Here is an 18,917-nt window from a genome sequence, read left to right as displayed (position 1 = left end):
CGGCGGAGGCGGTGATGGTGTGGTGGGAGGCGATAGTCTTCACGTGGAAAGTGCTTCTCGATCTGGCGGGGACAGGACCTTAGACAAGCCCCATCATCCCAGCTCAGAAGCACTTTTCTTATGTAGTTGATCAATCTGCGCGAAATTCACCGCGAAAGCCCGAGGTTAGTCAGGCATTTTTTCCGCCCCTGATCCGGTTGATCGGGCTGCCTGCCGCCGGCCTACGTGAGCAGTCAGGCGTCGAAGCCGCGGCGGGCGGCCTCGATGTGACCGAAGTACTGGTGGGTCCAGCCGCAGATCAGGTCGACCGTCGCCCGCAGGGCCTGGCCCGGCTCGGTGAGGGTGTACTCCACCCGCGGCGGCACGGTGGGGTACACCTTTCGCTCGGCCAGGCCGTTGCGCTCCAGCATGCGCAGGTTCTGGGTGAGCATCTTGTGGCTGATGCCCTCGACCTCGTCCCGCAGCTCGCTGAAGCGCAGGGTGCGCTCACCGAGCGCCTCGATGATCAGCAACGCCCACTTGTTGGCGACATCCGAGAAGATCTCCCGCGCCAGGGAGTCCGCGCGCCTCAGATCCGCCTTATTGGACGAGCCCATGAACTGCTTGGTCACCATCTGGTTCCCCAGTCACTGAAAAGTTCGTTCTTCCACGTCAACGAACACTCTCCTATGGTTTCCCAGTAACCGCAAGAGACCACGAAGTCAGGCCGTCCGCCGCCTTGCGCTCACCTGACGTAACGAAAAGACCGATGGGAAATCTCATGGCCGTCTCGCTCATCAACCCTGGCCAGCATGTCCGAGTCCCGATCTACCACCACGTCGCGGTGGCGACGGGCAGCAGGCAGGTCCACATCGCGGGACAGGTCGCCTGGGACGAGAACGGCGAGCTCGTGGCACCGGGCGACCTCGCCGGACAGGTCGCCCAGGTCTACCGCAATGTCGCCAAGGCGCTGGACGCGGCAGGAGCGACGTTCCACGACGTCGTCCGCTTCACGTGGTATGCCGCAGGCTGGAAGAGAGAGATGTACGACGCCTTCAACGCGGGAATCGAACAGGCGGCCCTCGAGTTCGACCTCGCCACGCCGCCGCTCGCGCTGATCGGGGTCGACATCCTCTTCGAGCCCGGCATTCTCATCGAGGCCGAGGTCACCGCCATCATCGATTGAGAGGCGTACAAGCGTCATGCGGGGCGTGTCAGCGTCAGAGGAGGCCGGCGTCGCGGACCTTCATGGCCACGTGAACCCGGTTGTCGGTGCCCAGTTTGGCGAAGATGCGGGTGATGTTGGCCTTCACGGTCGCCACGCTGACCGACAGGCTCGCGGCGATCTCGGCGTTCGAGGCGCCCCTGGCCACCTCGATCGCGACCTCCCGCTCCCGCTCGGTGAGCACGGCCAGCTCCGCCAGCGCCCGCGGCCTGCGCGGCTCGTGGCCACCGGTGGCGGCCGCGATGACCTGGCGCGCCACGCTCGGCGACAACACCGGCTCACCCCGGGCCACGGCCCGCACGGCCTCGATCATCTTCGGCGGCGGCGCGTCCTTCAGCAGGAAGCCGTGCGCGCCGAGCCGCAGGGCGCGCAGCACGAGGTCGTCGGCGTCGAACGTCGTCAGCACCAGGATCCGGGGCGGCGCCGGCCGGCTGAGGAGCAGCTCGGTGGTGACGAGGCCGTCCTGCTCCGGCATGCGGATGTCCATCAGCACGACGTCCGGCCGCAGGTCGCGGATCACGTCCATGGCCTGCTTGCCGTCCCCGGCCTCGCCGGCCAGGTCGAGATCGGGCTCGCCGCCCAGGATGAGGCGCAGCCCCGTGCGCACCATCGGGTCGTCGTCCACGATCACCACTCTGATCACGGGTTCAAGCCTCCCACGGCAACCGGGCGTCCAGGACAAACCGCCCATCTCGTACGGCGTGCGTGAGCGTTCCGCCGGCCATCCGGGTCCGTTCCGCCAGCCCCACCAGCCCCAGCCGCCCTCCGGGCCCCGTGGGACCGCCGGGCGGGGCCGCGTTGCTCACCCGGATCCGCAGGCCCTCGCCGGGCCGTCCGCCCAGCTCGGCCGTCACGGGGCTGCCCGGCGCGTGCTTGCGCGCGTTCGTGAGCGCCTCCTGCACGATCCGGTACGCGTGCCGCCCCGTCTGCGCCGGCAACGCGTCGCGGCAGGAGATGGCGTCGTCCACCTCGACCCGCTGCCCGGCGGCCCGTACCTCGTCGAACAGGGCCTCCAGGTGCGCCAGCGTCGGCTGCGGAGGCGCGAGGCCGTCCTCGCGCCGCAGCGTGCCGAGCACGGCGCGCAGCTCGTTGAGCGACTGGTGCGCGTTCTCCTGGATGGCCAGCGCGGCCTCGCGGGTCTGCTCGGGAGACAGGTTCTCGCGGTACGCCAGCCCGCCCGCCAGCATCGCCAGCAGCGAGATCCGGTGCGCCAGCACGTCGTGCATCTCCTGGGCTATCTTGAGCCGCTCCTCCAGCTTGGCCTGTTCCACCCACTGCGCCTGCGCCGCGACCACGGCGGCCTGCCGGGCGGCGGCCAGATCGCGCCGGCCGGCCAGGTAGAGCCCGAACAGGGTGCTCCCGGCCAGGATCACGGCCGCGGCCACCGCGTACACGAGAGTCAGCAGGCGGTTGTCCGACCACCGGGTGGAGGACACGACGCACAACCAGAACACGACCGCCACCGTCGCCGTCTGCCGCCAGCGCCGGTACGCGGCCAGCGACCCGTACGCGACGACGGCCGGACCGAGCGCCGTGAAGGAGAAGGCGGTGGCCAGCGCCGTGGCCAGCGCGGTCTGCCACGGCCCGCGATGCCGCCAGCGCAGCAGGACGAGCGCGGCGACGCCCAGGGCCATGTCGACGAACGCCTTGGGGGGAGGGGTCGAGGACGCGCGGGCGGCCAGCACGATCAGCGTCAGGCCGAGGGGCAGCGCGGCGAGCAGGTAGGGCAGGGCGGCGGCCATGCGGTCGGGGCCGGGGTCGAGGGACGAATCGTGCACGGCTCCAGCCTAAGGAGCTCCGGCCTGCGGTTTTAGCGACCTGGGTCTACCGTCGTGCAGACCTGGGTCCACATCCGTCCGCGAGATCTGGACCCGGGGCGGTGTGGTCGTCGCCCCAGGTCCGATGAGCGGGCGGGTCCCGTTCCTGTGGACTTGCACCGTGATCGAATTCCAGCGCGTCAGCAAGGCGTACAAGGGGGTGACGGCCCTCGACGACGTGTCCTTCACCGCGCCGCCGGGCGCCGTCACCGGCTTCCTCGGCCCCAACGGGGCCGGAAAATCCACCGCTCTGCGCATCCTGACCGGGCTCACCCGGCCCACGTCGGGCTCGGCGACCGTGCTCGGCCGGCCGTACGCGCGGCTCGACCGCCCCGGCTACGACGTCGGAACGCTGCTCGACGCCGGCGCCCACCATCCCGGCCGCAGCGGCAGGGAGGTGCTCACCCTGGGTGCGCTGATGCTCGGCCTGCCCAGATCGCGCGTCGGCGAGGTCCTGGAGATGGTGGGCCTGTCCGGGCGCGAGGGCGGGCGGGCCGTGGGCGGCTACTCGCTGGGCATGCGCCAGCGGCTCGGCATCGGCCACGCGCTGCTCGGCCGGCCGCGGGCGCTCATCCTGGACGAGCCCGTCAACGGCCTCGACCCGCAGGGCATCCAGTGGATGCGCGGGCTGCTGCGCGACCTGGCCGACGGCGGCTGCGCGGTGCTGCTCAGCTCGCACCTGCTGCACGAGGTCGAGCAGGTCGCCGACCACATCGTCATGATCGGCCGGGGCCGGGTGCTGGCCCAGGGCACGGTCGCCGAGCTGAGCCGGGGCCACGGCCTCGAACGGACCTTCCTCGACCTGACCTCCGACGCCGACAGGAGCCCCGCGTGACTCGCGAACCGGAGCCCGGCACGGGCCGCATCCCCTTCGGCCGGTTGCTGCGGGCCGAGACCCGCAAGCTGTTCGACACGCGCAGCAGCATGATCATGACAGGGGTCCTGGCCGTCCTGGCGGTCGCGCTCGTCGCCGGCCGGGCCATCGTGCAGACCGGGCCACCGAAGCTGTTCACGCTGGCCGGCAGCGCGGCCATCGCGCTGGGGATCCTGCTGCCCGTGCTGGCCGTGCTGACTTTGACGGCGGAGTGGAGCCACCGTACGGCGCTGACGACGTTCGCGCTGGAGCCGCGACGGGCGCGGGTCCTGGCGGCCAAGTGCCTGCCGACACTGGGCACGGCCGTGGTGGCATGCCTGTTCGCGCTGGTGGCGGCGGTGCCGGCGACGGCCGTCGCGGCGGCGGCACGGGGTGTGGAGGCATCCTGGTACGTCGCCCCGCAGACCGTGCTCGGGTGGATCACGGTGATGGTGCTGATGACCGCGCAGGGCCTGGCGATGGGCCTGCTGCTGCTCAACGCCCCGGCAGCCATCGTGATCTGCATGGCCGGTACGGCACTGTGGAGCTTCGTCGCGCAACTCGGCGGGGCGGGCGAGACCCTGGCCGCGTGGCTGGACCTCAACACGACGACCAACCCGCTCATGGGCGGGGCTTGGACGTGGGAAGCCGCCGCCCGCCTGGCCACGTCCGTGCTGGCCTGGATCGTCATCCCAGGCGGGCTCGGGGTTCTGCGCGCCGTCAGAAAGGACGTGAACTGACGGCTCCACCTGCGCTTGTGCACGTGACCTGGACCAGTCTGCCCTGCTGGAGACGCTGGAGGTCCTCAAACCTCCGAGGCGAGCGAGCGGCCGGCAAGCGGACAAGATCATCTACCAGACCCCGATCGCGATCAGTGCCGCCCCGAACGAGCGCGCCCCGACCCGTCTGGCGCAACGCAACGGGACCGACCCCGCACGCTGACCACCTTGCGGTGGTGAACCACAGGCTTTGCCCGAGGCGCGGGCGATGGGAGCCGATCCGGCGTACGCCTTCAAGGCGAGGTCGTCGGCGGCACGGCACGCGGTGTCGAGTCGTAGCAGGAGGGCCTGCAGTTGGCGGCCAAATGCTTTCCCGGGCGCAGCTGGACTTCGCGCCACCGCGGCTCTATCGACAACTTGGTATGGTGCCCAGGTTGCACCGCTTGGAGAGTACGGCAGCGCTCAAGGGAGAGGACACCAGGCGAAGATGCAGGCGTCAGAGGTCCCGCGTGCGGTGGCCGCGGCCATGTCGACCGCTTCCTCACTCGGCCTGACAGCCGACGACGCGATCGTTCTTCATGACTCGAACAAGCTCACTCTGCGCCTACTGCCTTGTGACGTCCTGGCCCGGGTGGCACCCGTAGCGCATCAGGTCGCACAGTTCGAAGTCGACCTTGCTCAGCGGCTCGCCGACTCCGGGTGTCCTGTGGCTGCTCTCGAGCCTCGAGTGGAGCCACGCGTCCATGAGCGTGACGGCTTCGCGGTCACGCTGTGGACCTACTACGAACCCGTGACACCTCAAGAGATCTCACCAGCCGACTACGCCAATGCGCTCGAGCGGCTGCACACCGGCATGCGCGAACTCGATGTCCCGACGCCGCACTTCACGGATCGAGTCGAGCAGGCTCAACAACTCCTGGCGAACCGCGACCAAACTCCGGCGCTCGCCGACGCGGACCGGGAACTGCTCGGCGACACGTTACGAAGCCTGAGACGAGTGATCGGCGAGCGCGGCGGCGCCGAGCAGCTGGTGCACGGCGAGCCGCACCCGGGCAACGTGCTCACCACGAAGAACGGGCTGCTGTTCATAGACTTCGAGACATGCTGCCGTGGGCCTGTCGAATTCGACCTCGCCCATGCGCCCGAAGAAGTCAGCGAGCACTATCAGGGTGTCGATCAAGACTTGCTGCGCGAGTGCCGGATCCTCATGCTGGCGATGATCACAACGTGGCGCTGGGATCGAGGCGACCAACTCCCGAACGGGCGCCAACTGGGCACAGAGTGGCTCAGCCAGATCAGAGCAGCGCTCGATCGCAAAGGGCCGGACACCCATGGCTGATCGCGGGCCTTCGAGATCGCAGCCAGCCGACTGTTGATGCCGGGGTCTACCGTGATCCTGGCCTTGGCCGATCGTACGCTCCTCGTACGTGATCATGGGATCGGTGGCAGCGAGTGTCACACGCCGGAACGCAAAAGGACCTGCGTTTCCGCAGGTCCTTGCCCATCTTTCGATGGAGATCTCGAGTGCCCCCTGTAGGATTCGAACCTACGCACCCGGCTCCGGAGGCCGGTGCTCTATCCCCTGAGCTAAGGGGGCTCGACGAGTGATAAGGCTATCAGCATCCCGGCACCACTCGGCACACGATAAAGGTCCTTGAACACATCCAGCGAAAACCACCCGTGACAACCTCGCTACAGGTTACCTTGGCGCCCGTGGGCGAGGTTCTTGGGAAAGTACTGGTCGTGGACGACGACGAGGTCATCCGGCAGCTCATCGCGGTCAACCTGAACCTGGAGGGGTTCGAGGTCGCGACCGCCACCGATGGGCAGGACTGCCTTGATCGTGTGCTCGACGTCATGCCGGACGTCATCACGTTGGACGTGATGATGCCGTGCCTGGATGGATGGACGACGGCGCAGAGGTTGCGGACCGAGGAGGCCACCAGGCATATCAAGGTGGTGTTGATCACGGCGCGGGCGCAGGACGATGATAGGCGGCGGGGGTTGGGGATCGGGGTCGACGCTTATCTGACCAAGCCGTTCGATCCGGCCGAGTTGATTCAGGTCGTACGGGATCTGGCGACGGCGGCCGGCAAGGGATAGGGGCGGCCCGATTCCCTCGCTCCCCCGGATCTGATGGGAGTGGTGGGCATGGACGGGCGGCTTGAGCGGGCCAAGGAGCTCTATGAGCGGGCCGTTTTCGGCGGGGATGTGGCCGGGCTGGAGGCCGCCGATCGGGGGCTGGACGGCGTGGAGGCCGATCTTGCGCTGGTTCGAGGGCGGATCATGCACGGCCGGTTTCTCGATGGGCAGGGCGAGCAGGGCGACGAAGAGCTGAGGCTGTTCGAGAGGGCCGCGGAGCTTTACCGGGCGCTCGGGGATGTCCGGGGTGAGGGTGAGGCGCTGCTCTGGGTCGGGACCTTCCATCAGGTCGTCCGCGGGGACGAGGCGCCCGCGGCGGCGGCTCTGGAGCGGGCCCATGAGCTGGCGACGCAGGCCGGCGACAAGCTGACCCTCTCGTACGTCCTGCGCCACCTGGGCATCGCCGAGCACATGGCCGGACGGCTGCCGGCGGCGCGCGAACGGCTGGAGGAGTCCGTACGGCTGCGCCGGGAGCTCGGGTTCATGGCCGGGGTGGCGGCCAATCTGGTGGGGCTGGCGTATATCGCTGCCGCGGAGGGGCGGCGTGAGGACGCCGTGGCGGTGCTGGACGAGGCCGCTGAGATCGCCGGTGCCGAGAAAGCGGCAACCGTGCTGGCGTGGGTGGAAGAGGCGCGAGGGCAGTTCTAGCCGGCGGCTTCTTTTGTGAAAAGTCCGGCGGCTTCTTTTGTGAAAAGTTTGCGTACGGTGGGCCGTAGCGTCCCCCTCCCGAGCCTAGGAAGGTCCAACCGTGCGTAGCTCCATTTTCGGCAATCTCGAGTCCCAGCAGCTGCCACCCGGCTTCGCGCTCCAGAACGGCAAGATGCTGCGCGTGCAGCTGCCGCACGAGGTCCTGGCCAAGCAGGGCTCCATGGTCGCCTTCCAGGGGAAGATGGACTTCGACTACGAGGGCGGCGGGCTCGGCAAGCTGTTCAAGAAGGCCGTGACGGGCGAGGGCGCGTCCCTCATGCGCGTACGCGGCGAGGGGCTGCTCTACCTCGCCGACAACGCCGACGACATCCACCTGTTCTACCTGGAGAACGAGGGGATCACCGTCAACGGGCGCAACCTGCTGGCGTTCCAGCCGCAGCTCACCTGGGACATCCAGCGCGTGCAGGGGGCCGGGATCGCGGCGGGCGGGCTGTTCAACACGACGGTCACCGGGACCGGGTGGGTGGCGGTGACCACGCACGGCACGCCGGTGCTGCTCGATGCCGCCCGCATGCCCACGTACGCCGACGGCCAGTCCGCCGTGTGCTGGAGCACGGGGCTGCACGTCGGCGTCAACCGGACGATGAAGGTGGGGGCGCTGATCGGGCGGGGCAGCGGGGAGGCCATGCAGCTGGCGTTCAGCGGGCAGGGGTTCGTGTTGGTGCAGGCCAGCGAAGGGGCGCCCGTCGTGACCCAGTCCTAGGTAGACAGGTAATTAGCTAATTGCCATAATACCTTTGTGCTGGACGTCGACCTGGTCAAGGCACTGGCCAATGACAAGCGGCTGCTGATCCTCGATTGGCTGCGCGATCCCGAGCGACACTTCCCGCCGCAACGCGACGGCGACCTCGTACGCGACGGAGTTTGCTCGCTCTTCATCGCCGAGAAGCTCGGCGTGAGCCAGCCCACCTGCGGCGAGCACCTCAAGGTGCTCGCCAAGGCGGGACTGATCCGCGGCAGGAAGATCAAGCAGTGGGTGTTCTACCAGCGCGACGAGGACCGGATCGCCGCGGCGAAGGAGTTGTTGAGCAGTGGCTGGTGAGCTGTACGAGCGGCTGATCTCCGACATGGACGCCGCGGGCGCCCGCTACCGGGTGATCGAGCACGCGCCGGAGGGGCGGACCGACGAGGTCAGCGCCCTGCGCGGGCACGACGTCGCGCAGGCCGCCAAGTGCCTCGTCGTGATGGTCAAGATCGGCAAGAAGCAGACCCGGCACGTGCTGGCCGTCGTGCCCGGAAACGCCCGGCTCGACCTGCAGGCGGTCAAGTCGCTGCTGGACGGCACGTACGTGGCCTTCGCCGCCAAGGACAAGGCCGAGGAGCTGGCCGGCAGCATGAGCGGGACCGTGCTCCCGTTCAGCTACGACCCCCGGCTCGAGCTGATCGCGGACCCGACGCTGCTCGACCAGCCCGAGCTGTACTTCAACGCCGCCAGGCTCGACCGGTCCGTCGCGCTGGCCACCGACGACTACGTGCGGCTGGCCGAGCCCAGAGTGGCCCCCATCACAGCGAACTAGGAGCAGGTGGGCGTGGGGGCGGTGTTCGTGCCGCTCCACGAGGCGATGAAGCCGAACGTGGTCGAGGCCCCCGGCGCGAGCGAGCCGTTCCAGGCCACGTTGCGCACGGTCACCGCGGAGCCGGTCGCGCTCAGCGTGCCGTTCCAGAGCTGGCTGATCCGCTGCCCGTTCGCGAACGTCCACTGCACCGTCCACGCGCTCATGGCCGAGGCGCCGGTGTTCTTGACGGTGACCTCGCCCTGGAAGCCGTCCTGCCACTGGTTGGCGTTCTTGTACGTCGCCGTGCACCCGCCACCGGGAGTGGGAGTGGGAGTGGGAGTGGGGGTGGGGGTGACGGTGGGCGTCGAGGTGGGGGTGATCCCCGACAGGGCGCTCACCAGGGGCGGGTACCACTTGTCGGACATCTTCTGGTCACCGGTCGAGTTCGGGTGCACGCCGTCGTTGGTGTCCGTGCTCGTGCTGAACCCCGTCCACTGGTCCACCACCGTGATCGGCGACTGCTGCGTGGTGGTCGCGGCCGCCCAGGCGGGGATGGCGTTGTTGAAGTTCACGGCGCGCTGGCCGCAGTCGGCGCAGGTGGACGGGTTCATGGGGATGATCTTGGCGACGAGGATCTTCATGTTGGGGTTGCCGGCCCGCATCTGGTTCACGAGCGTGGTGAACGCGCTGAGGATCGTCGCCGGCGCGATGTTGCTCCACACATCGTTCGTGCCGAGGTGCATCAGCACGATGTCGGGTTTGGTCGCCGAGAGCCAGCCGGGCAGCTGGCTCTGGTTGGCGATGTTGGTGGCCAGGTAGCCGCCGTGGCCCTCGTTGTCGCCGTCGTACGAGACGCCGCAGCCCTGCGGCGGGAGGGTGCCGACGAAGTCGATGTTGGTGTAGCCGGTGCTCTGGAGCCGGTTCCAGAGCAGCGCCCGCCAGCAGCCCGGAGAGCCGGTGATCGAGTCGCCCAGAGGCATGATCCGGGTGGCGGCGGCACCGCTGGCCTGCGTGGTCGTCGCGAATAACACCGCCGCGGCGAACGCCAGCATCGCCGCCAGCAAGGTGCTGGTCCTGCGCATCGTCTGCTCTCCCGTCGTAGCCTGCGCAGATCGTAAGGACGGCGCCGGTACGGCGGGAAGGCGGCGAGCCCCGCGCGAGGCGGCGACCTGCGCGAACGCCGGGATCGGCGTGTAACTTTCAGACCCGCTCCCTGCGGACCACGGCGAGCGGGCAGGGGGCGTGGTGGAGCATGGCCTGGCTGATCGAGCCCATGAGCATCCCGGCGAACTGGCTGCGCCCGTGCGTGCCGACCACCAGCAGATCCGCCTCGGCCGCCGCCTCCCGCAGCACCTCGACGGGGTGGCCGTGCACGACCTCCGGCACCACCTCCACCCCCGGATGCCGCTCCCGGTGCCCCGCCAGGAGCGCGTCCAGCTCGCGCGACTGGTCCAGCTCGCCGTCACGGTCGGCCGGCTCGAACCCGCTCGGATGCGGCCAGGCCCACGCGTGTACGGCGCGCAGCTTCGTACCGCGCAATTCGGCCTCGGCGAACGCGAAGCCCAGCGCCCGTACGCCCCCGGGAGACCCGTCGACCCCCACCACGATCTCGCCGCGCGGGGTCGAGGGGCGGGCGCGTACCAGGACGACGTCCGTGACCGCGTGCGCGGCGATACCGTACGCGACGGACCCCACCAGCAGCCCGCGCACGCCGCCGACGCCCCGGCTGCCCGCGACCAGCAGTTCGGCGTTCTCCGAGACCTTGACCAGCGCGGAGCGGGGGTCGCCGGGCAGCAGGACGGTCTCCACCGTGATCTCCGGCCGCTCCCGCAGAGCGCGGTCCCGCGCGGAGATCAGCACCGATTTCGCTCCCTCGCGCAGCCACCGGCCGACCTCGGCGTAGTGTCCGTCGGTCTCCTCGCACACCCACTTCGGAACGGCGTGCGCCACGGTAAGCGGCACCTGTCTCAGCGCCGCCTCCGTGGCGGCCCAGCCGGCGGCGTCCAACCCGGTCCTCGAGCCGTCAACGCCGACGATGATCATGGAACTGGCTCCTCAGGTGAAGGCGTAGCACTCCACCTCGGCGCGGCGGTACGTCAGCCCCGCGGAGACGGATTCGCGAACGCACTGGCGTTCGGCCTTACTGAGCTTGAGCGTGCCGCATACGGTCACGCCGGAATACGTGCGACAGTCGAGCGTCTTGTCGTATTTGCCGATGCGGTACATCTCCTTGACCGCCTCACGGCACTTCGCCTTGCCCTGGTCGGCATAGCGGCACTGGGAGATGAGGGTGTCGTACTGCTGCTGACTCACTTCGTGCTGGGCGGTACCGTCTCCGAAGGCGGCGGTCACGCCGGACGTGGCCATGACCACGAGTCCTGCGACAGCGGCGATCTTTTTCATATGTCCCCTGATGGGAGCATACCGCCCAGCGCCCTCGCCAAACCTCGTGCGATCTCCCGCAGGCGGGGTAGGGCTCAGATTGAAGATTCCTTCGACCCCTCTCGGAGGAGGTAGAAATGGGCACATCGGGAGTCGGAAAAACAGTCCAGGACGTGATGCACCGCGGAGCGCAGTGCGTCGGCGAACACGACAGCCTCCGCACGGCCGCGCAGATGATGCGTGATCTTTCGGTCGGCGCGTTGCCGATCTGCGGGGACGACGACCGGCTCAAAGGGATCATCACCGACCGCGACATCGTGATCAAGTGTTGCGCCGAGGGCAAGGACATCGACCAGACCACCGCGAGTGAGCTCGCCCACGGGCTGGTCTGGGTCGACGCCCACAGCAGCGTCGAGGAGGCGCTGCAGAAGATGACGCAGCACCAGATCAAGCGGCTGCCCGTGATCGAGAACCACCGGATCGTGGGCATGGTCACCGAGGCCGATCTGGCGAAGGAGCTGCCGGACAACAAGCTCGCCGAGTTCGTCCACCGCGTGTACGCACCCGCGTAAACGCGACCTATCAGATGCGAGGGGGTCCCAGAGCGGGGCCCCCTCACCATGTGAAAGCAGAGACGGATGTGCAACCTTTCGTCCCAGGACCGCATTGGTAAGGGGCGAGAGGAGACAGCACATTGGATCGTCACGACGGCTTCCGCGAGTTCGTGCTCGCTCGCCAGCAAGCGCTGATGCGGACTGCGTACCTGCTCGTGGGGGACGCCCACCTCGCCGAGGACCTGTTGCAGAGCGTCTTGACCAAGATTGTGAAGCACTGGCCCAAGCTGGCCAAGGAGGGCAATCCCGAGGCATACACGCGCAAGGCCCTGGTCAACCAGTACCTGGCCTGGCGCCGCCGCCCCCGGCCCGAGGTGCTGAGCGCCGCACCACCGGAGCAGGGCGCCTCCCATGACAACGCCACGCTCGACCGGATCGTCCTGCGCCAGGCGCTGGCCAAGCTGACCCGCAAGCAGCGGGCAGTGATCGTGCTGCGCTACTGGGAGGACCTCACCGAGGCGCAGACGGCCGAAGCGCTCGGCTGCTCGATCGGCAACGTCAAGAGCCAGACCCATCACGCCCTCGCCCGCCTGCGCGCGCTCGCGCCCGAGCTGGCTGACCCGTACCTGCAGGAGGTAGTTCGATGACCAGGCTGCGCGAGGCGCTGAGCGGTCTCGCGGAGGAGGCACCGCTGGTGAGCCTGGCCGACGCGGCCATCGCCGGTCACCGGCGCAGGCGGCGCGCCACGATGGCGGCGACCACCGTCGCGACGGTCGCGGCGCTGGTGGCGTCGGTGGCGGTCGGGACGGTGGTCTGGCCCCGCGGGGCCCACCCGGCCGCCCCGCAAAGCACGGACCCGGTGGCCGACCTGCCCGACGGGAAGGTGGGGGCGGTCGAGTACGGGTACAAGACGCCCTGCGACGTGTCCGCGGACCTTCAGGTCACCAACTGCCGCGTCCAGGAATGGCGGGTGGTCACCCGCGCCGGCACGACGTACCGGGTGCCGCAGGCGCTGGCAGCCACCCGCAAGGGCGGTTACAGCCCCATCGCGATCAGCCGGGACGGGCGCATGCTCGCCTACTACAGCCGCGAGGCCCAGGCCCACGTGGTCCGCGACCTGACGACCGGCGCCGTGTCGACCTCCCCCTTCAAGGTGAAGGAGGAGCAGATCCAGATCGGCACCCAGCTCGTCGTCTCCGACGACGGCCGGTACGTGGGCTTCGATCCGCGGGTGGGGAGCAAGAGGGACACCGGGCTGCTGATCGACGTACGCACCGGCAAGACGGTGCGGGTCCCCGACCAGTTCGAGATCATCAGCATCAAGGCCGGCATCGCCCAGCTGCTCCGCAACGTCAAGACCGACATGTGGCTGATGCCCGTCACCGGCGGGGGCAAGCCGGTGCGCTTCGACGGGACGTTCATCCTCTTCAGCGAGCTCGCTCCGGACGGCCGCACGGTGGTCGCCCGCGACTACAAGGACAAGGAGCCGGCGCTAACCGTCCTCGACGCCAAGACCGGGCGGATCGTGCGGAAGGTGCCGATCCGCGGTCTGCCGAAGGGCGACGGCTTCCACGGCGCCACCATCTGGCAGAGCCCGTCCGAGGTCGTGATCCTCAGCGCCCGCAAGCAAACCAGCACGTATGCGGTCAACATCGAAACCGGGAAGGCCCGGCGCCTGGCCGACTACGCCAGCGGGCCCTGGACCAGCCTGGTCCTGCCCGGAAAGGGCGCCGGGAAGTAGCCGCCGCGAGGGCGAGACAGGTCTCGCCCTCGCCTGAGGCGGAGATCAGTGGATCCTGGCGAGGTCGATGATCACGTACTGGTCCTTAAGCGCATAGGACACCAGGCCGCCGTCGAGGATGCCCGGCTCCACCCCGGTCATCCGGCCCTTGTCGCTCGGCCGCAGGCCCAGGTCCCCCTGTTTGCCGGTGGCCAGGTCGAGCAGCACCTGACCGCCTGCGGCACCAGGCGGATCGGCGGCCATGAACCGGTCGTCGCCCAGCCCGAGCACCGAGGAGCCGGGCAGATCCCGTTCCCGCGAACCGTCGCGCAGCCGGTAGAAGCGCGTGTCGTCGGGCCTCATGCCGACGCACGTCGTCACGCCGCACCTCACGTACCTCTCCCCCGGCCGGACGACCGCCCTGCTCGCCTGCCCGGTCTCGGCGTTGAGCAGCTCCCGGAAGCTGGGCTCGCGGTCCTGCGTGTACTCGCTCGGGGTCGCCACCCACGGCCAGCGCAGGATGTGGTGCCGCTCCGCACCGGCGACGGGGGTCACGCGCCCGCCCCTCAAAGGGAACGTGAAGACCCCGCCTTGGACCAGTGAGAACGCCACCCGGTCGCCGACCACGGTCAGCTTCTCACCGCGCGCTTTGACCGGGCCGCCGGTGTCGATGGCGGCGGGCTTCCCTCCAGAGACCGGCACCGACCAGAACCGCGTGTGGTCGTTCCTGTCGATCGTCTGCCAGACGATGCGGCCCGCGCCGACCGTGAAGGCGTACGCGGAGGGGACGTCCGCGATCTTCCGGGTCCGGCCGGTGCCGAGGTCGTAGGCGTAGATGGCGTCGGCCCGCTCGCCGCTCTTTTCCGTCCACAGGAGCACCGTGCGGTCGTCGATGAAGATCGCCGGACGGAAGTCCGGGACGCCCGGGAGCTGCCGGGGAATCTTCCAGACCGCGCCGGGCCAGACTGTCTCGACGGGGTCGGGCAGCTTGGTCTGCGCCACCTGCGCCCCGTCGATGCCGCGTACCGTCACGCCGACGATCACCATGGCGACCGCCGCCACCAGCGCCTGCGTACGCGTCCTGCGGCGGCGGGAGCGCGCCGCGATCCGGCCGGGGAAGCCGATCGGGGCCTGCGGCGCCCCCTCGGCGGCACGGCCGAGCACCCGGCTCAGGTCGTCTTCCAGATCCGTGCTCATGGGGCGCTCCTCCTCGCGGACGTACGGTGGGCGATCGCGGAACGGAGCTTGGCCAGACCGAGCGACGCATGGCTGCGTACGGTCCCCTGGGAGATGCCGAGCACGCCGGCGATCTCCGAGTCGTGGAGCTGCTCGTAGAAGCGCAGGACGAGGACGGCGCGCTGCTTGCGTGGCAGCCCTTCGAGCGCCTGCCAGAGCTCCTGGTCGGCGTCGGAGGGCAGCACGTCCTCGATCGGCGTCTCCGGGAGGGCCCAGGCGAGCTGCTCGCGGCGGCGGCGCCGCCAGGCGCTGATGTGCAGCCTGGCCATGATCGCCTTGGTGTAGCGCTCCGGGTCCTCCTTCCTGCGCACGCGCGCCCACGCCCGGTGCAGCCTGACCAGCGCCTCCTGCGTCAGATCCGCCGCGTCGTGCGGATTGCCGCTCAGGGCGTAGCCGTAGCGCAGCAGCGCGTTGGCGCGTTCGGCGACGAACTCCGCGAACCGGGGGTCGTCTTCCACTTACCATCGCCTTTCCGTGATCGGTCTCCCCTCAGACGGACTTGGCGGTGGATTTGTTGAATGGAGGGGGAATCACCGTCAGATGCGGTCGGCGGCGATGAGCAGGTACTGGAAGCTGCCGTCCTTGTACGCGTCGAGGAACGCCTGCTCGATCCCCGTCGCGAGGTGGGTCTTGGCGCGCAGCTCCCAATAGGGGATGGTCGCGGCGGTGAGGTCGATGACGTCGATGGGGACGAGGCGGTTGGCCGCCATCTCCTTGAAGTAGGTGCTGCGGGGGTGGATGTCGCAGATGTAGTGGGCGTTGATCTGGCTCACGGCACGCGAGGGCAGGCCGTAGGCGTCGTTGTAGCAGCCGGTGATGCACACGTACCGGCCGCCCCGGCTCAGGAGGCGGGCGTGCGCGGCGAACAGCAGCGACAGCTCGACGTACATCGTGCTCTCGTTGTTCCAGATCGCCTGGAACGTTCCAGGTTCGAAGCCGGTGTCGAGCATGTTGCGGAAATGGAAGCGCACCTTGTCGGACACACCGCGCTTCTCCGCCTGTTCGTTGGCGAAGGCCACCTGGGACTCGGAGATGGACACGCCGTCTACCTGGCAGCCGTACCTGCGGTTGACCAGGAGGCTGGAGCCGCCACGGCCGCAGCCGGCGTCCATGGCCCGGTGCTCGGGCCGCAGGGCGCCGAGCTGGCCGATGAGGAGGTCGGCCTGCGCGTGCTCGAGCCGGTGAAGCTCCTCGATGATGCGTTTCTCGCGGGTGTCTTCCGGGCCTTCAAGGACCGACCAGTCCACCTCGCCGATGCCATAGTGGTGGTGGTAGATCCCGTCGACCTCACCCAGTCGGAGGTTGACCGGGTTCTTCTCGGTGTTCCAGTAGTCGGCGACGGAGTGCTGGTAGTAGGTGCTGAGTACGGGACTGGCCGTCATCGGCAATGCTCCTCTCTCTAGGACTTGTAGCGGCTGGTGGTGTCGTGCCATTCGACGCAGCCGGCCATCCAGCTCTGCGCCCCGCGCAGGAACCGCTTCAGCTCGACGGACGGTACGGCGTCGAGCGCAAGCCGGCTGGCCTCGAAACCTCTGACGAAGTCGTTGTGCATGGACACGGCTCGTTCGGTCGCCTCACGGATGGGGCAGCCCTCCTCGGCGGCGATCAGCAGGATCACGTTGGAGTCGGGGAGCTCGTCGGCCGCCTCCCTGGCGACGGAGTGCAGGTCGTTGACGAGGACGCTGGCGGTGCCCGCCTGCATGAGCGCAGTGTGGAACCTCCTGTCGAAGAAGAGATTGGCGGGGAGTTCGTACGCGCCCACGATGTCGATGAGCGTCATGGACGTGTAGAAGCTGTCGTGCTGCCGGGCCGCGAGGTAGCGCCACACGGGCGGCGGCGTCTCCAGGTAGCGCCAGGCGGCGTAGGCGGCCCAGCTCACGTACATCTGGGAAGTGATGTTGCAGATCCGCATGACCTGCGACGGGGTGGCGTGGCGGGTGATGTGGCTGACGGACGCCCGCAGGGAGACCAGGACGGGATCGGCCTCGATCGCCTCCTCGAGCTGGCGCGTGTAGTCGCCCGCGGGCGGAGGCGGGTCCATGGCCGAGGTCACGAGGGCGAGCCGCGGCGGCAGCTCCGTCGGCGTGGCGCCCAGCTCGGTCTCGTCGGCGTAGTAGTCGTCGGCCGCCCACCAGGCGGCGTTCGTCTGCGCCGCGATCAGCAGCAGGTCGGGGTCGTCGGCGTCGGGGTGGGCGAGCATGGCCAGCCGCCCGTAGCCGGTCGCGCCGAACTCCTCCATGCGCCCCTCGTGCAGGCCGATCCGCTCCGCCCACGCCACCAGCCGCCGGTCCACCTCGTCGCCCAGCTCCTGGTCGTTCCTGACGAGCTCGGGGCAGTAGAGCGGCGGATAGGTCCCGTCGCCCCACTGCCGTTCCCGGTAGGGCAGCGGGGCGAGACTGTGGCGGTAGGCGGCGCTGCGCGCCGCCTGCGCGGGATCCATCGGAGCGGGCCTGGGCGGCTCGTGCCCGTCCCTTTCGTCGGGCCGTGGCACGGGATGGCGGTCGAAGAGCGGCAGGCGCAGCGCGGAGGTGCCCAGACCGGTGGGACCTGCTGCGATCTCGGGCATGACGCGCCCCTTCCTGGAGTCGAGCCGGAGTCGGGCGGTCAGGAGCGCGGCGCGGAGACGTCGACGTTCTCGAGGATGCCGATGGCGTCGGGCACCAGGATCGCCGCCGAGTAGTAGGCGCTGACCAGGTACGACATCACGGCCTGGGAGTTGATGCCCATGAAGCGGGCGTTGAGCCCCGGCTCGTGCTCCTCCGGGAGGCCGGTCTGGTAGAGGCCGACGACCCCCTGGTCCTCCTCCCCCGTGCGCAGGGCCAGGATGGAGGTGGTCTGGTGCTCGGAGATCGGGATCTTGCCGCAGGGGAAGATCGGGATGCCGCGCCAGGCCGGGATCTCGTGGCCGTCGACGTCGGCGCTGCCCGGCACCAGCCCGCGCTTGTTGCACTCCCTGAAGAACGCGGCGATCGCCTTGGGGTGGGCGAGCAGCATCTTGGTCTTGCGCCGCATGCTGATCAGGTCGTCCAGGTCGTCGGGGGTCGGCGGGCCGGACCAGGTGCTGATCCGCTGGTCGTAGTCGGTGTTGTGCAGCAGGCCGAACTCGCGGTTGTTGACCAGCTCCCACTCCTCGCGCTCGCGGATCTCGTGGACCGTCAGGCGCAGCTGCTGTTCGAGCTGGCTCATCGGGTCGTTGAAGAGGTCGGCCACGCGGGTGTGGACCCGCAGGATGGTCTGCGTGACGCTGAGCTCGTACTCGCGGGGCCGGATGTCGTAGTCGACGAACGTGCCGTCGATGACCGGCTCGCCCGCGTGCCCCGAGGCGAGCGCGACGGCCGCCTCGCCGCGGCGGTTGACCGGCTTGCGCGTCTCCTCCAGGTAGCGGACGACGTGCTCGCGCAGGGCGGGGGTGTCGCCGAGCAGCTGCTGGATCTCGTGGCGCGGTGCCACCAGGATCGTGCCGGAGGTGGCGGCCCTGACCGTGAACGGCCATCGGGGGCTCTCCTGCACGAGCGCGTCGTCGCCCAGGTGCGCGCCGTCGGTGAGAACGCCGAGGGCCTGCGCGTCGCCGTACGCGCCGGCGGCCAGCCGTTCGAGCCGGCCGTGGGCGATCACGTACGTGTCGGTGACCGGCGTGCCCGCCGCGGCGATGACCTCTCCCGCCTGGAACTCCCGCGGCGCGAACGTCGAGGCGATCGCCGCCAGCGCGTCGAGGTCGTCGAAGCCGCGCAGCAGGGGGATCTCCTGGAGCGTCTGCGGGACGATGAGCACGTCGTCCGCCCCGTTGAGCACCACGCTCACCCGGCCGCGCCCGATGTGGTGCGTCAGCCGGCGGTTGACCCGGTAGGTGCCGCCGCGCACGTCGACCCACGGCAGCCTGCGCAGGAGCCAGCGGGAGGTGATCGCCTGCATCTGCGGGCGCGTCTTGGTGGTGGTGGCCAGGTTGCGCGCGGCCCGGGTGTCCAAGCTCAACCGAGGCTCCGTCGACATGTTCCCTCGCAATCGCTCGCCTGTGACAGCAGATGTCCGTGAGGCATTCACCACTGAACGTAGTCAGGCTGACACAATCCGTAGAGTGTCTTGATG

Annotated in this window: 23 protein-coding genes and 1 tRNA gene; 12 read left to right on the top strand and 12 right to left on the bottom strand. The window is 69.3% G+C overall.

The genetic code is table 11. The annotated features are described in order from the left end of the window. Positions 1-233: 233 nt before the first annotated feature. A complete protein-coding gene (locus ACWEPL_RS38630) occupies positions 234-614 on the bottom strand; it encodes a winged helix-turn-helix transcriptional regulator (protein WP_452439078.1) in 381 nt (126 codons plus the stop codon). 146 nt (positions 615-760) lie between these two features. Between ACWEPL_RS38630 and ACWEPL_RS38625 the strand changes: the two genes are divergently transcribed. After that, positions 761-1,165 (top strand): RidA family protein, encoded by a 405-nt coding sequence (locus tag ACWEPL_RS38625; RefSeq protein WP_452439077.1) that lies wholly within the window; start codon positions 761-763, stop codon positions 1,163-1,165. A 34-nt stretch (positions 1,166-1,199) separates the two neighbouring features. Here ACWEPL_RS38625 and ACWEPL_RS38620 read toward each other — a convergent pair whose 3' ends face one another. Both ACWEPL_RS38620 and ACWEPL_RS38615 read right to left on the bottom strand, forming a co-directional pair. Beyond that, positions 1,200-1,847, bottom strand: coding sequence for a response regulator transcription factor (locus tag ACWEPL_RS38620; RefSeq protein ID WP_363962626.1), 648 nt, complete (start codon positions 1,845-1,847; stop codon positions 1,200-1,202). A gap of 4 nt (positions 1,848-1,851) precedes the next feature. After that, positions 1,852-2,982 (bottom strand): sensor histidine kinase, encoded by a 1,131-nt coding sequence (locus ACWEPL_RS38615; protein WP_363962625.1) that lies wholly within the window; start codon positions 2,980-2,982, stop codon positions 1,852-1,854. 160 nt (positions 2,983-3,142) lie between these two features. Between ACWEPL_RS38615 and ACWEPL_RS38610 the strand changes: the two genes are divergently transcribed. From ACWEPL_RS38610 to ACWEPL_RS38600, 3 genes are all read left to right on the top strand, one after another. After that, positions 3,143-3,856: an ABC transporter ATP-binding protein gene (locus ACWEPL_RS38610; protein WP_452439076.1), complete on the top strand. Its 714-nt coding sequence runs from the start codon at positions 3,143-3,145 to the stop codon at positions 3,854-3,856. Beyond that, complete coding sequence (locus ACWEPL_RS38605; RefSeq protein WP_452439075.1) at positions 3,853-4,614, top strand: hypothetical protein; 762 nt, start codon at positions 3,853-3,855, stop codon at positions 4,612-4,614. The genes ACWEPL_RS38610 and ACWEPL_RS38605 overlap by 4 nt, the downstream gene beginning before the upstream one ends. Positions 4,615-5,107: 493 nt before the next feature. After that, a complete protein-coding gene (locus ACWEPL_RS38600; RefSeq protein WP_452439074.1) occupies positions 5,108-5,932 on the top strand; it encodes a phosphotransferase enzyme family protein in 825 nt (274 codons plus the stop codon). Positions 5,933-6,118: 186 nt separating this feature from the next. Here the strand turns inward: ACWEPL_RS38600 and ACWEPL_RS38595 are convergent. After that, a tRNA-Arg gene (locus ACWEPL_RS38595) sits at positions 6,119-6,190 on the bottom strand. Between the two features lie 116 nt (positions 6,191-6,306). On the opposite strand from ACWEPL_RS38595, the gene ACWEPL_RS38590 reads away from it, so the two are divergent. The 5 genes from ACWEPL_RS38590 to ACWEPL_RS38570 all read left to right on the top strand — a co-directional run bounded on the left by ACWEPL_RS38590 (position 6,307) and on the right by ACWEPL_RS38570 (position 8,960). Next, positions 6,307-6,696, top strand: coding sequence for a response regulator transcription factor (locus tag ACWEPL_RS38590; protein ID WP_357726914.1), 390 nt, complete (start codon positions 6,307-6,309; stop codon positions 6,694-6,696). Between the two features lie 48 nt (positions 6,697-6,744). Next, entirely contained in the window at positions 6,745-7,383 is a 639-nt protein-coding gene (locus ACWEPL_RS38585; protein ID WP_350728567.1) for a hypothetical protein, read from the top strand. A 100-nt stretch (positions 7,384-7,483) separates the two neighbouring features. Beyond that, the gene (locus tag ACWEPL_RS38580; RefSeq protein ID WP_363962621.1) at positions 7,484-8,146 is read left to right on the top strand and encodes an AIM24 family protein; all 663 of its coding nucleotides are present in this window, start codon (positions 7,484-7,486) and stop codon (positions 8,144-8,146) included. Between the two features lie 36 nt (positions 8,147-8,182). Continuing rightward, positions 8,183-8,485, top strand: a complete 303-nt coding sequence (locus ACWEPL_RS38575; RefSeq protein WP_363962620.1) for an ArsR/SmtB family transcription factor — start codon at positions 8,183-8,185, stop codon at positions 8,483-8,485. Then, complete coding sequence (locus ACWEPL_RS38570; RefSeq protein WP_452439073.1) at positions 8,475-8,960, top strand: YbaK/prolyl-tRNA synthetase associated domain-containing protein; 486 nt, start codon at positions 8,475-8,477, stop codon at positions 8,958-8,960. Before ACWEPL_RS38575 ends, ACWEPL_RS38570 begins: the two co-directional genes overlap by 11 nt. Here ACWEPL_RS38570 and ACWEPL_RS38565 read toward each other — a convergent pair. The 3 genes from ACWEPL_RS38565 to ACWEPL_RS38555 all read right to left on the bottom strand — a co-directional run bounded on the left by ACWEPL_RS38565 (position 8,957) and on the right by ACWEPL_RS38555 (position 11,342). After that, entirely contained in the window at positions 8,957-10,021 is a 1,065-nt protein-coding gene (locus tag ACWEPL_RS38565; protein WP_452439072.1) for a cellulose binding domain-containing protein, read from the bottom strand. The two genes, ACWEPL_RS38570 and ACWEPL_RS38565, sit on opposite strands and share 4 nt — an antisense overlap. Before the next feature lie 118 nt (positions 10,022-10,139). Next, positions 10,140-10,982: a universal stress protein gene (locus ACWEPL_RS38560; protein WP_350728563.1), complete on the bottom strand. Its 843-nt coding sequence runs from the start codon at positions 10,980-10,982 to the stop codon at positions 10,140-10,142. Between the two features lie 12 nt (positions 10,983-10,994). After that, positions 10,995-11,342, bottom strand: coding sequence for a hypothetical protein (locus ACWEPL_RS38555; RefSeq protein ID WP_225963971.1), 348 nt, complete (start codon positions 11,340-11,342; stop codon positions 10,995-10,997). Positions 11,343-11,497: 155 nt separating this feature from the next. Here ACWEPL_RS38555 and ACWEPL_RS38550 point away from each other — a divergent pair, with 155 nt between their 5' ends. From ACWEPL_RS38550 to ACWEPL_RS38540, 3 genes are all read left to right on the top strand, one after another. Further along, positions 11,498-11,893 (top strand): CBS domain-containing protein, encoded by a 396-nt coding sequence (locus ACWEPL_RS38550; RefSeq protein ID WP_452439079.1) that lies wholly within the window; start codon positions 11,498-11,500, stop codon positions 11,891-11,893. Positions 11,894-12,015: 122 nt separating this feature from the next. After that, positions 12,016-12,522 carry a SigE family RNA polymerase sigma factor gene (locus ACWEPL_RS38545; RefSeq protein ID WP_452439071.1) on the top strand — a complete coding sequence of 169 codons (507 nt, stop codon included), beginning with the start codon at positions 12,016-12,018 and terminating at the stop codon, positions 12,520-12,522. Further along, positions 12,519-13,616 carry a hypothetical protein gene (locus ACWEPL_RS38540; RefSeq protein WP_452439070.1) on the top strand — a complete coding sequence of 366 codons (1,098 nt, stop codon included), beginning with the start codon at positions 12,519-12,521 and terminating at the stop codon, positions 13,614-13,616. Before ACWEPL_RS38545 ends, ACWEPL_RS38540 begins: the two co-directional genes overlap by 4 nt. 45 nt (positions 13,617-13,661) lie before the next feature. On the opposite strand, the gene ACWEPL_RS38535 is transcribed toward ACWEPL_RS38540, so the two are convergent. From ACWEPL_RS38535 to ACWEPL_RS38515, 5 genes are all read right to left on the bottom strand, one after another. Next, complete coding sequence (locus ACWEPL_RS38535) at positions 13,662-14,792, bottom strand: hypothetical protein (protein WP_452439069.1); 1,131 nt, start codon at positions 14,790-14,792, stop codon at positions 13,662-13,664. Further along, the gene (locus ACWEPL_RS38530) at positions 14,789-15,289 is read right to left on the bottom strand and encodes a SigE family RNA polymerase sigma factor (protein ID WP_363962612.1); all 501 of its coding nucleotides are present in this window, start codon (positions 15,287-15,289) and stop codon (positions 14,789-14,791) included. The genes ACWEPL_RS38535 and ACWEPL_RS38530 overlap by 4 nt, the downstream gene beginning before the upstream one ends. Before the next feature lie 78 nt (positions 15,290-15,367). Continuing rightward, positions 15,368-16,213 (bottom strand): geranyl diphosphate 2-C-methyltransferase, encoded by an 846-nt coding sequence (locus ACWEPL_RS38525; RefSeq protein ID WP_350728557.1) that lies wholly within the window; start codon positions 16,211-16,213, stop codon positions 15,368-15,370. Positions 16,214-16,230: 17 nt separating this feature from the next. Continuing rightward, positions 16,231-17,397 (bottom strand): family 2 encapsulin nanocompartment cargo protein terpene cyclase, encoded by a 1,167-nt coding sequence (locus ACWEPL_RS38520; RefSeq protein WP_363962611.1) that lies wholly within the window; start codon positions 17,395-17,397, stop codon positions 16,231-16,233. Positions 17,398-17,435: 38 nt separating this feature from the next. Further along, positions 17,436-18,821: a family 2B encapsulin nanocompartment shell protein gene (locus ACWEPL_RS38515; protein ID WP_452439068.1), complete on the bottom strand. Its 1,386-nt coding sequence runs from the start codon at positions 18,819-18,821 to the stop codon at positions 17,436-17,438. Positions 18,822-18,917 lie beyond the last annotated feature (96 nt).

Source organism: Nonomuraea sp. NPDC004186, from assembly GCF_053603495.1.
This window is presented reverse-complemented; position numbering and strand designations above follow the sequence as displayed.

What these genes read in the sequence shown, in the direction of transcription:
- ACWEPL_RS38555 (WP_225963971.1), bottom strand. Translation starts at nt 11,342, where the DNA reads ATGAAAAAGATCGCCGCTGTCGCAGGACTCGTGGTCATGGCCACGTCC.
- ACWEPL_RS38515 (WP_452439068.1), bottom strand. Translation starts at nt 18,821, where the DNA reads ATGTCGACGGAGCCTCGGTTGAGCTTGGACACCCGGGCCGCGCGCAAC.
- ACWEPL_RS38540 (WP_452439070.1), top strand. Translation starts at nt 12,519, where the DNA reads ATGACCAGGCTGCGCGAGGCGCTGAGCGGTCTCGCGGAGGAGGCACCG.
- ACWEPL_RS38585 (WP_350728567.1), top strand. Translation starts at nt 6,745, where the DNA reads ATGGACGGGCGGCTTGAGCGGGCCAAGGAGCTCTATGAGCGGGCCGTT.
- ACWEPL_RS38630 (WP_452439078.1), bottom strand. Translation starts at nt 614, where the DNA reads ATGGTGACCAAGCAGTTCATGGGCTCGTCCAATAAGGCGGATCTGAGG.
- ACWEPL_RS38560 (WP_350728563.1), bottom strand. Translation starts at nt 10,982, where the DNA reads ATGATCATCGTCGGCGTTGACGGCTCGAGGACCGGGTTGGACGCCGCC.
- ACWEPL_RS38535 (WP_452439069.1), bottom strand. Translation starts at nt 14,792, where the DNA reads ATGAGCACGGATCTGGAAGACGACCTGAGCCGGGTGCTCGGCCGTGCC.
- ACWEPL_RS38550 (WP_452439079.1), top strand. Translation starts at nt 11,498, where the DNA reads ATGCACCGCGGAGCGCAGTGCGTCGGCGAACACGACAGCCTCCGCACG.
- ACWEPL_RS38520 (WP_363962611.1), bottom strand. Translation starts at nt 17,397, where the DNA reads ATGCCCGAGATCGCAGCAGGTCCCACCGGTCTGGGCACCTCCGCGCTG.
- ACWEPL_RS38525 (WP_350728557.1), bottom strand. Translation starts at nt 16,213, where the DNA reads ATGACGGCCAGTCCCGTACTCAGCACCTACTACCAGCACTCCGTCGCC.
- ACWEPL_RS38625 (WP_452439077.1), top strand. Translation starts at nt 761, where the DNA reads ATGGCCGTCTCGCTCATCAACCCTGGCCAGCATGTCCGAGTCCCGATC.
- ACWEPL_RS38565 (WP_452439072.1), bottom strand. Translation starts at nt 10,021, where the DNA reads ATGCGCAGGACCAGCACCTTGCTGGCGGCGATGCTGGCGTTCGCCGCG.